General features: G+C 71.4%; 14 protein-coding genes. 5 read left to right on the top strand and 9 right to left on the bottom strand.

The window, feature by feature from the left end; genetic code table 11:
* Positions 1 to 83: 83 nt before the first annotated feature.
* From ABKA17_RS15320 to ABKA17_RS15305, 4 genes are all read right to left on the bottom strand, one after another.
* A complete protein-coding gene (locus ABKA17_RS15320; protein ID WP_353692581.1) occupies positions 84 to 545 on the bottom strand; it encodes a GNAT family N-acetyltransferase in 462 nt (153 codons plus the stop codon).
* The gene (locus ABKA17_RS15315) at positions 542 to 1,030 is read right to left on the bottom strand and encodes a hypothetical protein (RefSeq protein WP_353692580.1); all 489 of its coding nucleotides are present in this window, start codon (positions 1,028 to 1,030) and stop codon (positions 542 to 544) included. Before ABKA17_RS15315 ends, ABKA17_RS15320 begins: the two co-directional genes overlap by 4 nt.
* A gap of 42 nt (positions 1,031 to 1,072) precedes the next feature.
* The gene (locus ABKA17_RS15310; protein WP_353692579.1) at positions 1,073 to 1,492 is read right to left on the bottom strand and encodes a hypothetical protein; all 420 of its coding nucleotides are present in this window, start codon (positions 1,490 to 1,492) and stop codon (positions 1,073 to 1,075) included.
* A 113-nt stretch (positions 1,493 to 1,605) separates the two neighbouring features.
* Entirely contained in the window at positions 1,606 to 3,219 is a 1,614-nt protein-coding gene (locus tag ABKA17_RS15305; protein WP_353692578.1) for a protein kinase domain-containing protein, read from the bottom strand.
* A gap of 336 nt (positions 3,220 to 3,555) precedes the next feature.
* On the opposite strand from ABKA17_RS15305, the gene ABKA17_RS15300 reads away from it, so the two are divergent.
* On the top strand, positions 3,556 to 5,136 hold the full coding sequence (locus tag ABKA17_RS15300) for a protein kinase domain-containing protein (RefSeq protein WP_353692577.1): 1,581 nt from the start codon (positions 3,556 to 3,558) through the stop codon (positions 5,134 to 5,136).
* Between the two features lie 81 nt (positions 5,137 to 5,217).
* On the opposite strand, the gene ABKA17_RS15295 is transcribed toward ABKA17_RS15300, so the two are convergent.
* The 3 genes from ABKA17_RS15295 to ABKA17_RS15285 form a co-directional block, all read right to left on the bottom strand.
* Positions 5,218 to 6,234 carry a phosphotransferase gene (locus tag ABKA17_RS15295; RefSeq protein ID WP_353692576.1) on the bottom strand — a complete coding sequence of 339 codons (1,017 nt, stop codon included), beginning with the start codon at positions 6,232 to 6,234 and terminating at the stop codon, positions 5,218 to 5,220.
* 92 nt (positions 6,235 to 6,326) lie between these two features.
* The gene (locus ABKA17_RS15290) at positions 6,327 to 6,749 is read right to left on the bottom strand and encodes a pyridoxamine 5'-phosphate oxidase family protein (RefSeq protein ID WP_353692575.1); all 423 of its coding nucleotides are present in this window, start codon (positions 6,747 to 6,749) and stop codon (positions 6,327 to 6,329) included.
* A gap of 49 nt (positions 6,750 to 6,798) precedes the next feature.
* Complete coding sequence (locus tag ABKA17_RS15285; RefSeq protein ID WP_353692574.1) at positions 6,799 to 7,464, bottom strand: response regulator; 666 nt, start codon at positions 7,462 to 7,464, stop codon at positions 6,799 to 6,801.
* Between the two features lie 347 nt (positions 7,465 to 7,811).
* Here ABKA17_RS15285 and pdhA point away from each other — a divergent pair, with 347 nt between their 5' ends.
* From pdhA to ABKA17_RS15270, 3 genes are read left to right on the top strand one after another with little or no spacing between them, the layout of a single operon-like run.
* Positions 7,812 to 8,990 (top strand): pyruvate dehydrogenase (acetyl-transferring) E1 component subunit alpha, encoded by a 1,179-nt coding sequence (gene pdhA, locus ABKA17_RS15280; RefSeq protein WP_353692573.1) that lies wholly within the window; start codon positions 7,812 to 7,814, stop codon positions 8,988 to 8,990.
* A gap of 2 nt (positions 8,991 to 8,992) precedes the next feature.
* Entirely contained in the window at positions 8,993 to 9,994 is a 1,002-nt protein-coding gene (locus ABKA17_RS15275) for an alpha-ketoacid dehydrogenase subunit beta (RefSeq protein ID WP_353692572.1), read from the top strand.
* A gap of 10 nt (positions 9,995 to 10,004) precedes the next feature.
* The gene (locus ABKA17_RS15270; protein WP_353692571.1) at positions 10,005 to 11,423 is read left to right on the top strand and encodes a dihydrolipoamide acetyltransferase family protein; all 1,419 of its coding nucleotides are present in this window, start codon (positions 10,005 to 10,007) and stop codon (positions 11,421 to 11,423) included.
* Between the two features lie 118 nt (positions 11,424 to 11,541).
* On the opposite strand, the gene ABKA17_RS15265 is transcribed toward ABKA17_RS15270, so the two are convergent.
* Positions 11,542 to 12,078, bottom strand: a complete 537-nt coding sequence (locus ABKA17_RS15265; protein WP_353692570.1) for a bacterial proteasome activator family protein — start codon at positions 12,076 to 12,078, stop codon at positions 11,542 to 11,544.
* A gap of 154 nt (positions 12,079 to 12,232) precedes the next feature.
* Here ABKA17_RS15265 and ABKA17_RS15260 point away from each other — a divergent pair, with 154 nt between their 5' ends.
* On the top strand, positions 12,233 to 12,715 hold the full coding sequence (locus ABKA17_RS15260) for a hypothetical protein (RefSeq protein ID WP_353692569.1): 483 nt from the start codon (positions 12,233 to 12,235) through the stop codon (positions 12,713 to 12,715).
* Between the two features lie 86 nt (positions 12,716 to 12,801).
* Here the strand turns inward: ABKA17_RS15260 and ABKA17_RS15255 are convergent, their stop codons facing one another.
* On the bottom strand, positions 12,802 to 13,782 hold the full coding sequence (locus ABKA17_RS15255) for an NAD(P)H-quinone oxidoreductase (protein ID WP_353692568.1): 981 nt from the start codon (positions 13,780 to 13,782) through the stop codon (positions 12,802 to 12,804).
* Positions 13,783 to 13,889: the final 107 nt, after the last annotated feature.

The following is a 13,889-nucleotide window of genomic DNA, read 5'->3' as shown; positions in this document are numbered from 1 at the left end:
GCGAAGACGTGAGAGCAAGAGGAAGGGGCCCGCGGTCGCGGGCCCCTTCTCTCATGTTCCGGTTCTCCCAGGTACCGGGGTCTTCACCCCACCGGCAGGAAGAACCGCAGCTTCTCCTTCGAGACGGCGCCGATCCGCCCGTAGAAGCGGATGGCCCCCTCGTTCCAGGCGGGCGTCTGCCACTGGACCTGGTCGAGTCCCAGGGCCCGTGCCTCGCCGCGTACGGCGTCCATGAGCGACTCCCCGATGCCGAGCCCGCGGTGTCCGTCGCGCAGGAACAGGCAGTCCATGTGGAGGTACTCCACTCCGTCCCAGGTGGACACCTCGGCGGAACAGGTGGCGTATCCGACGACGGCCCCGTCCAACTCCGCGACCAGGCACCGCAGTCGCGGCCCGGAGCTCCCGAACAGCAGGGACCGCAGCCGCTCCTCGAGCCCGGCGGCGGGCGGCTCGGCCTTCTCGTACGCGGCGTGCTCGGCGATCAGCGCGACGACGTCCGGCAGATCACCGACCCGCGCCCGCCGCACGAGGGGGGCGCCGCTCATCGGACCTCCCCTTCGAGCTGGTCCGCGGACCAGGCGGCGAGCCGGTCGCCGATCTCCCCGTCCCCGTCCAGCACATGGCGCACCCAGGCGTCCCGCTCGTACGCGAACACGGCCGCCTCCCACACACAGGGAGCCAGCCCCTGCCGCCCGGGCCGCAGCCCCTCCGGCTCACCGGCGGGACCGACGAACACCGCGAGGTCGGACATGTCCCCCTCGATCCAGGTGTGCACGAGGACGTAGTCGCCGTCCCCGCCGGCGTGCACCAGCAGTACGGCGGCCCCGAGGGAGCCCCGCAGCCGGGCGCCGGCGAGGTGCGCCTCGGCGATCGCCGGTCCGGCGCCCGCGTCCTCGACCTTCCGGCCGGGCGCCTCGATCCCGTACACCTTCACCAGATGCCCGGCGATCTCCCGCGTTCCCAACGGCCTGACGGTACGGGCGTGGTGGGTGTCGGCCAGGATCCTCAGCGCTTTTGTGTCGACCGCCATCCTCGAGGTCCCCTCTCGCCGCCGGGCCGGGCGGGCCCGGTTCTAGTAGTAGGTGTTGCCGTCCCAGTCGGACTCGTCGCAGCCCAGCTGGGTGTCCTTCTCGTAGACGCAGACCTGGATGCGCAGCGCCCAGATGCCACGCGTGTCCTGCAAGGAGGTCACCCACTCGTCGGAGTGGCCCGCGCCGGTGGTGACCGAGCGCCAGGCGTAGCTGGTCACCACGCGCTCGGGGGTGAGGGACTGCACCCGGATACGGGCGTGGTGGCCGTCGGCGTCGGAGTCGAGCAGCTGGAGGTGGATGTTGTTGGCGACGGTCTTGCTGGAGTAGTAGAAACTCCCCCAGCCCTGTGCGCCGGGGATCGACTCGGCCACATCGCCGGCGGACGCCGGGCTCACCGAGAAGGCGAGGGCGCCGAGGGTGGCGGCACCCAGGGCGAGGGCACGGCTGAGCTGCTTCTTCAAGGGTTCCCCCGTGGTTCAAGAGATGCTTCAAGATCGGCTGTCACTGCCGACGGGCATAACAGCGTGACCAAGGTGAGCATGTCAAGTACGCCTGGCGGAACGGGCTTTCGGGGTCAGGCCGGGTTCCCGGTGGAGATGTCGAACTGGATGTCCACGTCCTTCGGGTCGACGTCGGTGCCCGCCTTCGGGGACTGCCGCATCACGGTGTTCTCGCCGTAGGTGTTCTCGTCCACCGGGGTCTTGTCGTAGTGCCACCCGGCGGCCTTCAGGCAGGCGAGCACCGAGTCCCAGTTCTTGTACGCGAAGTCCGGGACCTGCACCTTTTCGGGGTCGTCGTTGGACTCCAGCGGCTCGGTGCACTCCGTCGTCTCGACCGTCCGCGAGGTGTCCGGCCCCCGGTGGCCCTCCACCACCGTCGGGCTGGCGCTGGTGTCGCCCCCGGCGTCGTCGTCCGTCCCGCCACCGTTCAGCATCAGCGCCGCGATCAGCCCGCCGACCGCGACGACGGACACCAGGATCGAACCGATGACCACCGGCCTGTTGCTCTTGCCGCCGCCCGAGGGCGGGGACGCCTGCTGCTGCGGCGTGAGGTTGTACGGCGGGGGAGTCGACGGCGCGTACGCGTTCGGCGGCGGCGTCTGGTAGCCGCCCTGCTGCGGGTAGCCGTAGGCCGGGGAGTGCGCCGAGGGCGGCGGGGTGCCGTACGGGTTCGGCGTCGGCTGGTACGGGGTCTGGACCGGGCCCGTCGGGGCCGGGGTCGCCTGGTCGACCGGCGGGAACACCGCCGAGCCCACGCCCGCGCCGCTGGAGGTCTGCGCACCGGGGACGATGCTGGGCGCGGCCGCCTGGAAGGACGCCGCCACCCGAAGGCACTCGGTGCGCATGGCCTCGGCGCTCGGGAAGCGCTCGTTCGGGTTCTTCTTCAGGGCGCGGGCGACCAGCGCGTCCACGGCCGGCGGCAGCGCGCGGTTGATGGAGGAGGGCGTCACCGGCTCCTCCTGCACATGCGCGTACGCGATCGCCAGCGGCGAGTCCGCTTCGAACGGCAGCCGCCCGGTGACCAGTTGGAACAGCATGATGCCGACCGAGTAGAGGTCGGAGCGGGCATCCACGCCACGGCCCAGCGCCTGCTCGGGCGAGAGGTACTGCGGGGTGCCCACCACCATGCCGGTCTGCGTCATCGACGTGACACCCGACTGCATGGCGCGCGCGATACCGAAGTCCATGACCTTGACCACGCCGCGCTTGGTCATCATCACGTTGCCGGGCTTGATGTCGCGGTGGACCAGGCCCATCTCGTGGCTGATCTCCAGCGCCGCCAGGACGTCCGCGGTGATCTTCAGCGCCTTGTCGGCGGGCATCGCGCCGTACTGCCGTACGTCCTCGTCGAGCACCGAGCCCAGCGGGCGGCCCTCGACGTACTCCATGACGATGTACGGCATCGTCGTGCCGTCGAGGCTGTCCTCGCCGGTGTCGAAGACCGAGACGATGTTGGTGTGCGTGAGCTTGGCCACGGCCTGCGCCTCGCGGCGGAAACGCTCGCGGAAGGCCTGCTCGCGACCCAGCTCGGTGTGGAGCGTCTTGATGGCGACGGGACGGTCGAGCACGCTGTCGTGCGCGAGGTGCACCGAGGCCATACCGCCCTCGCCGAGCAAGTCGCGCAGCTGATAGCGGTTGTTGGCGATCGCCCGCCCCGCGTACCGGCCGTGTGCGCCGTCCTGGCTCATGTTCCGTGTCCCCCATCGGCCATCAGGCGCCGGCCCGACTGTCGTTGATCGAATGGCTCATTCCCGGCCAAGTCTGCCCCACGGCACTGACAGGTCAAGCCGGGTGCCCGTTCCGTGACCGTACGCGAAAGAAGCGTCGCGGAAGCGTTACAGGGGCCCTACGGCCGGTACACAGAATTTGCACGACAGCGCGTGCTACCGCTTTGATGACCGGTCCGTCTCGGACCGGTCCCCGGACTCATCACGGACCGGAGGCTTGCGCGGAGGCTGTAGCGTGGCCGACGGAGACCGTAACAACACCGCGCGCACCGCGGGCAGAAACGACGGCGAGGACTGATGGCACAGCAGCAGCGCGCCCAGGGCCCGTCCGACCCCGAGGCGACTGGCGGCGGAATGTCGGATGCGCCGGAGCTGTGGGGTAACGGCGGACTGGTCGGTGACGGCCGATATCGGCTGACACACAGACTCGGCCGCGGCGGCATGGCCGAGGTGTTCGCCGCCGAGGACGTACGGCTGGGCCGTACCGTGGCGGTCAAGCTGCTGCGCGCCGACCTCGCCGAGGACCCGGTCTCCAAGGCCCGCTTCACGCGCGAGGCCCAGTCGGTGGCCGGCCTCAACCACCACGCGATCGTCGCCGTGTACGACTCCGGCGAGGACACCGTCTCCGGTGGCGGCTACGGCGCGGGCCCCCAGAGCGTCCCCTACATCGTCATGGAGATCGTCGAGGGCCGGACGATCCGGGACCTGCTGATCAACGCCGAGGCGCCCGGGCCCGAGCAGGCCCTGATCATCGTCTCCGGGGTCCTGGAGGCGCTCGCCTACTCGCACCAGCACGGCATCGTGCACCGTGACATCAAGCCGGCCAACGTCATCATCACCAACAGCGGCGCGGTGAAGGTGATGGACTTCGGCATCGCCCGCGCGCTGCACGGCGCGCAGTCGACGATGACGCAGACCGGCATGGTCATGGGCACCCCGCAGTACCTCTCGCCCGAGCAGGCGCTCGGCAAGGCCGTGGACCACCGCTCCGACCTGTACGCGACGGGCTGCCTCCTCTACGAACTCCTCGCGCTGCGGCCGCCGTTCACCGGCGAGACCCCGCTGTCCGTCGTCTACCAGCACGTCCAGGACATCCCGACCCCGCCGTCCGAGGCCTCCGACGCCTCGCCGCCGGAGCTCGACGGCCTGGTCATGCGCTCGCTCGCCAAGGAGCCGGACGACCGGTTCCAGACGGCCGAGGAGATGCGCGGGCTCGTCCAGTACGGGCTCCAGATGCTGTACGAGCAGGGCAGCCACACCGGCACCTGGAACACCGGGCCGGTCGCGATGCACGAGGGCCGGCACACCCCGGCGGGCGGCTTCGCCCACACCACCGTCATGCAGCACCCCGGCGACTCCGCCGGCACCAGCCAGATCCCGCAGCAGATCCTGCCCGCCGGCTACGGCGGCGGGGACGACGGCGGCTTCGAGGGCCACGGCAACCGGGGCAGCGGCCGCGGCAAGCTGTGGATCCTGGCCGTCTTCGCGGTGATCGCCATCGCGGCGGGCGTCGCGCTGGCGCTGAACGGCGGCGGAGGCGGAGGAGCCGGGGACGACACCACGCAGTCCCCGACCACCTCGTCGACGCCCTCGGAGACGACCAGCGAGTCGCCGAGCGACGAGCCGTCGGACGACTCCACCGACCAGCAGACCGACGACGGCACCTCGAACGGCGGTTCGTCGTGGACCCCGTCGTCGACACCGTCGTACACCCCGTCCGCGACTCCTTCGGAGACGGAGACCGAGCCGAGCAGCGATCCGACGTCCGAGGATCCGCCGGACGAGCCCTCCGACACCCCGGAGCCGTCCGAGACCCCGGAGCCGTCCGACACGGCCGGCGACACCGACGGTGGCACGGAGGGCGGCATCGGGGGTTAGTGACCCGGCAGGCCTTCACGCGCGCGTGCGACCCGGAAACGGGGGGCACGCGCGCGTGCCGTTTCGTCGGAGGGCGGCGGCTCAGTCCGCGAACGCCGCGCACACCGCCTCGTACTCCCGCGTCCACCACACCGCCAGTGCCGAGGCCGCCGGGAACTGGGGGTCCGCGCGGGTGTCGCCGCGCTCGTAGTGCCAGCGCAGCATCCAGAAGTCGTTGAGACGCTCCCACCACACCCGGTGCACGGCCGCGGTCAGCTCCGAGGGCGTGGCCCCCGCCGTACGCCGGTACGCGCGCGCGTAGGCCCGCACCTTCGACAGGTCGAGCGCCCCCGCGGGCCGTACGAAGAAGATCGCGGCGGCGCGTACGGCCTCCTCCGCGCGCGGCTGCACGCCGAGCCGGTCCCAGTCGACGATGGCGGCCGGGGCGTCGCCCCGGTAGAGCAGGTTGAACGGGTGGAAGTCGCCGTGCACCCACCCCACGCAGCCGCCGCGCGGAGGCCGCCGGTCCGCGTGCCGTTCCAGCAGCTCCCGCCGCTCCAGCAGCCGGTGGCGGGCCAGCTCGTCGAAGGAGTCGGCGGGGCGGTGCCGGCGTACGCGGGTGAGCAGGTCGTCGATGAGGGCGAAGGTGTCGGCGGGGTCGGCGCTCTTCACGGGGTGGGGGCTGGTGGCAGGGCGGGTGCGCCCCTTGGGCGGCATCACGCACTCCAGGGCGGCGTGCACGGCCCCGAGCAGCGCCCCCAGCCGCCCGCACTGCTCCGGGGTCAGCTGGCCCCCGTGGCGGTGGCGGCCGTCGATCCAGGGGTGCAGGGCGTAGGCGTGGCCGCCGACGACCGCGACCGTGCGGCCGTCGTGGCCGGGGAGGGGCGGGGCCACGGGGACGCCGAGGTCGGCCAGGCGCTGGGTGGCGCGGTGCTGACGGGCGATGGCGGCCGGGTCGGCGGTGTCGGGGTCGAAGTGGTGCTTGAGGAAGTAGCGGCCGCGGGTCGTGCGCAGGTGGTAGCCGCGGTTCAGCAGCCCCTGTTCGACGGGTTCGCAGGTGACCGGGGACCCGGCGGCGAACTGGCTGAGGAGGGCGCGCAGCGGGGGCGCGTGAGGCATGAGCGGTGGTACACAAGAGCGCGGCACGCGCCAGATGCTAGGGCACGATCCGAGGCTGTGAGCTGGGCGTTGTCACAGACAGTCGCTTTCGGTCACGGCATGTGCGCGAAGTGACTTTCCAGGGCGCCGTCGGTCGAGTGGACGGTGCCGAACTGCGGCTCGACGCACAGGTGGACGGGCTCGTACGGCTCGCCGTCCACGATCCGGGGCGCCGGGCCGAACCGCTCGAGCTCGGCCGCCGTCGGCTCGTACGCCGTGCACTCGCCGACCACCTGGACGGACCACAGCCCCTCGCCCGGCCGGGCCGAGCTCAGGTTGTCCGCGCCGTACGCGACGACGGCGCCGACGCACGCGCGGTGGTAGCCGCAGTTCCCGGGCAGTCTCAGCAGCACCCGGCCGTCGGCCACGAGGTGCCGGGCGAAGGCCAGGAAGGGCAGGGCGCGCATGCTGGTGGCGACCCGGCCGTAGTCGGTACGGGCGAGCAGTTCGAGCGCGAGCTGTTCGTCGGAGGGCATACGACCAATGTCGGCCGTACGCGCGCGTGGGCCCAGAGGTCTTTGGTCCTCAGTAGCGCTGCCGCTCGGCCTGCATCCGGGCCACGTAGGCCGCCGCCTGCGAGCGCCGCTCCATACCGAGTTTGGAAAGCAGACTCGACACGTAGTTCTTGATGGTCTTCTCGGCGAGGTGCATCCGCTCGCCGATGGCGCGGTTGGTGAGACCCTCGCCGATCAGGTCGAGGATCCTGCGCTCCTGCTCGGTGAGGTGGGCGAGCCTGTCGTCGCTCTTGGCGGTGCCGCCGTCCCGCAGCCGTTCCAGCACGCGCGCGGTGGCCACCGGGTCGAGCAGGGACCTGCCGGCGGCGACGTCGCGCACGGCCGTCAGGAGTTCGTTGCCCCGGATGGCCTTCAGGACGTATCCCGAGGCGCCCGCCATGATCGCGTCGAAGAGGGCCTCGTCGTCGGCGAACGACGTCAGCATCAGGCACCTGACGTCCTCGTCCCGGGAGCGGATCTCCCGGCAGACCTCCACCCCGCTGCCGTCCGGGAGCCGCACGTCGAGGACCGCCACATCGGGCCGGGTGGCCGGGATCCGGACCAACGCGTCGGCCGCCGTACCGGCCTCACCGACCACCTCGATGTCGTCCTCGCCCGAGAGCAACTCGTGGACGCCACGCCGGACGACCTCATGGTCATCGAGTAGAAATACCCGGATTTTTCCCTCTTCGCGCACGCGGCCAGTCTCACACAGCCTCTGGGACCCCGCTTCGGATGGGCTCTTCCCGTGACCTGGCTCACCGGGTTAACGTGCCGTTGTTCCGGCCCCCTGCAAGGCTGTGACCAGGAGTTGTTCCCGACTTTGCCGACTTTACTTGGAAATCCAAGCAAAATCGCAGGTCAGGAGGGGTTTCACAGAAATGTGGAGCACTGGGTAACGTGCTTTTTGCAGGGCGCTCGCCGGGGCACCTGTCACGCCTGTTCCCGAACGAGCCGCACCCACCCCGTGCGTCCGCAGGGCCACAGGTGAGCCGCACTGGCACCCGGCGAACCCGGGGTAGCCGGACCGACGGAGGAGCACACGTGACCGTGGAGAGCACTGCCGCGCGCACATCGCGACGCAGCGCCAGTACCAAGAGCACGGCCGGCAAGCGCACGACCGCCAAGAAGCAGCCGGGCACCGATCCCGAGCTCGTACAGCTGCTGACGCCCGAGGGCGAGCGCGTCAAGAACGCCACGTACGACAAGTACGTCGCCGGCATCACCCCCGAAGAGCTCCGCGGTCTGTACCGCGACATGGTGCTCACCCGCCGCTTCGACGCCGAGGCCACCTCCCTGCAGCGCCAGGGCGAGCTGGGCCTGTGGGCGTCGCTGCTCGGCCAGGAGGCCGCCCAGATCGGCTCCGGCCGCGCCACCCGTGAGGACGACTACGTCTTCCCGACCTACCGCGAGCACGGCGTCGCCTGGTGCCGCGGGGTCGACCCGGCCAACCTGCTGGGCATGTTCCGCGGCGTGAACAACGGCGGCTGGGACCCCAACAGCAACAACTTCCAGCTCTACACGATCGTCATCGGCTCCCAGACGCTGCACGCCACGGGCTACGCGATGGGCATCGCCAAGGACGGCGCGGACAGCGCGGTCATCGCCTACTTCGGCGACGGTGCCTCCAGCCAGGGCGACGTGGCCGAGTCGTTCACCTTCTCCGCGGTCTACAACGCCCCGGTGGTGTTCTTCTGCCAGAACAACCAGTGGGCGATCTCCGAGCCCACCGAGAAGCAGACCCGGGTGCCGCTCTACCAGCGCGCCCAGGGCTTCGGCTTCCCCGGCGTGCGTGTCGACGGCAACGACGTGCTGGCCTGCCTCGCGGTGACGAAGTGGGCACTGGAGCGCGCCCGTGGCGGCGAGGGCCCGACCCTGGTCGAGGCCTTCACCTACCGCATGGGCGCCCACACCACCTCCGACGACCCGACCCGCTACCGGGGCGACGAGGAGCGCCAGGCCTGGGAGGCGAAGGACCCGATCCTGCGCCTTCGCCGGTACCTGGAGGCCTCAAACCACGCGGACGAGGGATTCTTCGCGGAACTCGAGGCCGAGAGCGAGGCGTTGGGCAAGCGAGTACGTGAAGCGGTCCGCGCCATGCCGGACCCGGACCACTTCGCCATCTTCGAGCACGCGTACGCCGACGGACACGCGCTCGTGGACGAGGAGCGCGCCCAGTTCGCCGCCTACCAGGCGTCGTTCGCAGAGGAAGAGGGGGCCTGATCATGGCTGAGAAGGTGGCATTGGCCAAGGCGATCAACGAGTCTCTGCGCCGCGCCCTGGACACCGACCCCAAGGTCCTGGTCATGGGTGAGGACGTCGGCAAGCTCGGCGGCGTCTTCCGCGTGACGGACGGCCTCCAGAAGGACTTCGGCGAGAGCCGCGTCATCGACACCCCGCTCGCCGAGTCCGGGATCGTCGGCACCGCGATCGGCCTCGCGCTGCGCGGCTACCGCCCGGTCGTGGAGATCCAGTTCGACGGCTTCGTCTTCCCGGCCTACGACCAGATCGTCACCCAGCTGGCGAAGATGCACGCCCGCTCGCTGGGCAAGGTCAAACTCCCGGTCGTCATCCGCATCCCCTACGGCGGTGGCATCGGCGCGGTCGAGCACCACTCGGAGTCGCCGGAGGCGCTCTTCGCGCACGTAGCGGGGTTGAAGGTCGTCTCGCCGTCCAACGCGTCGGATGCCTTCTGGATGATGCAGCAGGCGATCCAGTGCGACGACCCGGTGATCTTCTTCGAGCCCAAGCGGCGCTACTGGGACAAGGGCGAGGTCACGTGGTCCACCAGCGGCTCCGCCGCGGGCGAGGCCATCCCCGGTCCGCTGCACAAGGCCCAGGTGGTCCGCGAGGGCACCGATCTGACGCTGGTGGCCTACGGCCCGATGGTGAAGCTCTGCCAGGAGGTCGCCGCCGCGGCCGCCGAGGAGGGCAAGAACCTGGAGGTCCTGGACCTGCGCTCGGTGTCCCCGCTGGACTTCGACTCGATCCAGACCTCGGTGGAGAAGACGCGCCGCCTGGTCGTCGTCCACGAGGCGCCGGTGTTCTTCGGCTCGGGCGCGGAGATCGCCGCCCGGATCACCGAACGCTGCTTCTACCACCTGGAGGCCCCGGTGCTCAGGGTCGGCGGCTACCACGCCCCGTACCCGCCGGCCCGCCTGGAGGAGGAGTACCTGCCGGGCCTGGACCGGGTGCTCGACGCCGTCGACCGTGCCCTGGCGTACTGAGGAGAGGGTCGTGACGACGATGACGGAAGCGTCCGTACGCGAGTTCAAGATGCCGGACGTGGGCGAGGGCCTCACCGAGGCGGAGATCCTCAAGTGGTACGTCCAGCCCGGTGACGAGGTCACCGACGGCCAGGTGGTGTGCGAGGTCGAGACCGCCAAGGCGGCCGTCGAACTGCCCATCCCCTACGACGGTGTCGTCCGGGCGCTGCACTTCCCCGAGGGCACCACGGTCGACGTCGGCACGTCGATCATCGCGGTGGACGTGTCGGGCGGGGCGGCTCCGGTCGAGGCCCCCGCCGCGGCCGCGGCACCGGCTGCGGTGCCCGCGAAGGCCGAGCCGGAGCCCGAGAAGCGTCAGCCGGTGCTCGTCGGGTACGGGGTCGCCGCGTCCTCCACCAAGCGGCGTGCCCGCAAGGGCCCCCAGATCCCGGTCCAGGAGGCCTCGGCGGCCATCCAGACCGAGCTGAACGGCCACGGGCCCGCCGTCCCGGCCACCCCCGCGGGCGCCCCCGTCCGGGAGCGCCCGCTGGCGAAGCCACCGGTGCGCAAGCTGGCCAAGGACCTCGGCGTCGACCTGGCGACGGTCGTGCCGTCCGGCCCCGACGGCATCATCACCCGCGAGGACGTCCACGCGGCCGCGGCCCCGGAGCCAGCGGTCACCGAGACGCCGGCGCCCGCCGCTCCGGCCCCCGTGCAGGCTCCCGCGCCCGTGGCGACGTACGACACGGCACGGGAGACCCGTATCCCGGTCAAGGGCGTGCGCAAGGCGACGGCGGCGGCGATGGTCGGCTCGGCGTTCACCGCGCCGCATGTCACCGAGTTCGTCACCATCGACGTGACGCGCACGATGAAGCTGGTCGAGGAGCTCAAGCAGGACAGGGATCTCGCCGGTCTCCGGGTGAACCCGCTGCTGCTCATCGCCAAGGCGCTGCTGGTCGCCATCAAGCGCAACCCGGACGTCAACGCGTCCTGGGACGAGGCCAACCAGGAGATCGTCCAGAAGCACTACGTGAACCTGGGCATCGCCGCGGCCACCCCGCGCGGTCTGATCGTGCCGAACATCAAGGACGCGCACGCCAAGACGCTGCCGCAGCTGGCCCAGGCGCTGGGTGAGCTGGTGACGACGGCGAAGGAGGGCAAGACCTCGCCGGCCGCCATGCAGGGCGGCACGGTCACCATCACCAACGTCGGCGTCTTCGGCGTCGACACCGGTACGCCGATCCTGAACCCCGGCGAGTCCGCGATCCTCGCGGTCGGTGCCATCAAGCTCCAGCCGTGGGTCCACAAGGGCAAGGTGAAGCCGCGTCAGGTCACCACGCTGGCGCTCAGCTTCGACCACCGTCTGGTCGACGGCGAGCTGGGCTCCAAGGTGCTGGCGGACGTGGCGGCGATCCTGGAGCAGCCCAAGCGGCTGATCACCTGGGCGTGACACTTACCCGGGCGTGAGACATGAGTGAAGGGGCCGGCGCACTCGCCGGCCCCTTCCTTTGCTGGTGGAGGCTTTAGGGGTGGAGGCTCTATAGGCAGAGCCTCTATAGGCGGAGGCTTTACAGGTAGGGTCCGCCCGAACGACCGCCCGGGTGGCCCTCCTCGCCGTCGTGGCCGACGCCCGGCGGCAGCGCCCGGCGCATCTGCTCCAACTGCGCCCGCGCGGCCATCTGCTGGGCGAACAGGGCGGTCTGGATCCCGTGGAAGAGACCCTCCAGCCAGCCGACCAACTGGGCCTGGGCGATCCGCAGTTCGGCGTCACTCGGGGTCGCCTCGTCCGTGAACGGCAGCGAGAGCCGCTCCAGTTCCTCGACGAGCTCCGGCGCCAGACCGTCCTCCAGCTCCTTCACCGAGCTGCGGTGGATCTCCTTGAGCCGGACCCGGCTCGCCTCGTCCAGGGGAGCCGCGCGCACCTCCTCCAGAAGCTGCTTGATCATGCTGCCGATCCGCATGACCTTCGCGGGCTGCTCCACCATCTCCGTCACCGGGATCTCGCGGGAGTCGTCGTCCCCGGTGCCGCCGAGCGCCATTCCGTCCTGGCCCACGACCAGGATCTGGGGCTGCTCGGGCGACCGTTCGTTCCTCGGCATCTCCATGCCGCCATTCTCTCGCACCGGTACACCTCACCACTGAGGTGCCCCCGGTGGAGGGTGATCCACCGTTTACGGTGCGGTTGTTTCCGTCACTCACCGAGCCTGATCCGCCACCGCCCGGAATGCCGGAACCCCGACTCGGTGTGACGCTGGTCCCGTGACGCGATGGCTGCGCACCGTGCGCACGACAGGACTGCTGCTTGCCCTGGGGGCGGGGCCGGTGGGGGCACCGTGGGGCGCGGGGACCTCGCACGGAGCCGAGTCGGTGCCGGGTGTCCGGGGTGTCGAGGCGGTGGTCGCCGGATCCGCGACGCCCGCCGCCGAGCCGTCCCGGGCCGGGAGCCGGGCGGGTGAGGGGCGGGAGCGGCCCGGGCGGCGGGAGGAGGCGGAGGCGGACGTCGGGAACGAGGACGAGGCCGCGCGACCCTCCGACGGGGCCGCCACCGTCGTACCGTCGCCGACGCGGGAAGCCGTGTCCGCCGTACCCGTACCACCGGAGCGGGCCGCCCGACAGGCCGTCGGGGACGCCGAGCGGCCCGCCGCGCGGGTCCTGCGCATCGTGCCGCTGGGCAGCGGGCTGCTCCTGATGGGGCTGGGCCTGGGACTCGCGTTCGTCGGGCTGCGGGTGCGGCGGGGGTAGGCCGCACCCGGGGGCGTACGGCGTGGGATGTACGGCGTGGGATGTACGGCGTACCCCTGAGGGCGTCGCGGCCCTCAGCCCGCCCGCTACTCCACGACCAGCAGCACCTTGCCCACGTGCCCGCTCTCCTCCAGCACCCGGTGGGCCGTGGCCGCGTCGCTCATCGGGATCTCGCGGTCGACCACCGGGCGGACGTGGCCCCCGTCCAGCAGCGGCCAGACGTGTTCGCGGACCGCCGCCACGATCGCCGTCTTCTCGGCGAGCGGGCGGGCGCGCAGCGAGGTCGCGCTGATGGCGGCGCGCTTGGCCAGCAGGGCCGCGATGTTCAGTTCGCCCTTGATACCGCCCTGCATGCCGATGATCGCGAGGCGGCCGTTGACGGCGAGCGTCCGCACATTGAGGTCGAGGTACTTCGCCCCCATGTTGTCGAGGATGACGTCGGCCCCCGCACCGCCCGTGGCCTGCTTCACCTCGGCCACGAAGTCCTGCTCCCGGTAGTTGATCAGCACGTCCGCGCCCAGCTCCGCGCAGTACGCCAGCTTCTCCTTCGTACCGGCCGTGACCGCGACCTTCGCGCCGACGGCCTTCGCCAGCTGGATCGCCATCGTGCCGATGCCGCTGGAGCCGCCGTGCACGAGCAGCGTCTCGCCGGGGCGGAGGTGGGAGACCATGAAGACGTTCGACCAGACCGTGCAGGTCACCTCGGGCAGCGCAGCCGCCCGCACCAGGTCCACGCCCTTCGGCACCGGCAGCAGCTGCCCCGCCGGGACGACGACCTTCTCGGCGTACCCGCCGCCCGACAGCAGCGCGCACACCTCGTCACCCACGGCCCAGCCGGAGACACCGGGGCCGATCTCGGCGATGCGCCCGGAGCACTCCAGGCCGGGGTAGGGGGAGGCGCCGGGCGGTGGGTCGTAGAAGCCCTGGCGTTGCAGGAGGTCGGCCCGGTTGACCGCACTGGCCACCACCTCGACCAGCACTTCGCCCTCGCCGGGCACCGGATCGGGGACCTCGCTCCACACCAGCGCCTCGGGCCCACCAGGTTCGGGAATCGTGATCGCACGCATGAGGGCGACGCTACCCCCCGGCCCCCGGCCGCAGACCCGTACGACCGGAACCTCCTCGCCGTCCGCCGGATCCTCCGTCGCTGGTCGCAGCCCCGCTCGGCCCTTGG

Origin of the sequence: Streptomyces sp. RG80 (assembly GCF_040446465.1) — a bacterium.
Lineage (GTDB): Bacteria > Actinomycetota > Actinomycetes > Streptomycetales > Streptomycetaceae > Streptomyces.
The sequence above is the reverse complement of the archived record's forward strand: the minus strand, read 5'-3'. Positions and strand labels throughout refer to the sequence as shown.

Excerpts from the sequence above, each read along its gene's own strand:
- ABKA17_RS15290 (WP_353692575.1), bottom strand. The coding sequence starts at position 6,749 with ATGCCCTCCGACGAACAGCTCGCGCTCGAACTGCTCGCCCGTACCGAC.
- ABKA17_RS15275 (WP_353692572.1), top strand. The coding sequence starts at position 8,993 with ATGGCTGAGAAGGTGGCATTGGCCAAGGCGATCAACGAGTCTCTGCGC.
- ABKA17_RS15295 (WP_353692576.1), bottom strand. The coding sequence starts at position 6,234 with ATGCCTCACGCGCCCCCGCTGCGCGCCCTCCTCAGCCAGTTCGCCGCC.
- ABKA17_RS15265 (WP_353692570.1), bottom strand. The coding sequence starts at position 12,078 with ATGGAGATGCCGAGGAACGAACGGTCGCCCGAGCAGCCCCAGATCCTG.
- ABKA17_RS15315 (WP_353692580.1), bottom strand. The coding sequence starts at position 1,030 with ATGGCGGTCGACACAAAAGCGCTGAGGATCCTGGCCGACACCCACCAC.
- ABKA17_RS15255 (WP_353692568.1), bottom strand. The coding sequence starts at position 13,782 with ATGCGTGCGATCACGATTCCCGAACCTGGTGGGCCCGAGGCGCTGGTG.
- ABKA17_RS15320 (WP_353692581.1), bottom strand. The coding sequence starts at position 545 with ATGAGCGGCGCCCCCCTCGTGCGGCGGGCGCGGGTCGGTGATCTGCCG.
- ABKA17_RS15300 (WP_353692577.1), top strand. The coding sequence starts at position 3,556 with ATGGCACAGCAGCAGCGCGCCCAGGGCCCGTCCGACCCCGAGGCGACT.
- ABKA17_RS15305 (WP_353692578.1), bottom strand. The coding sequence starts at position 3,219 with ATGAGCCAGGACGGCGCACACGGCCGGTACGCGGGGCGGGCGATCGCC.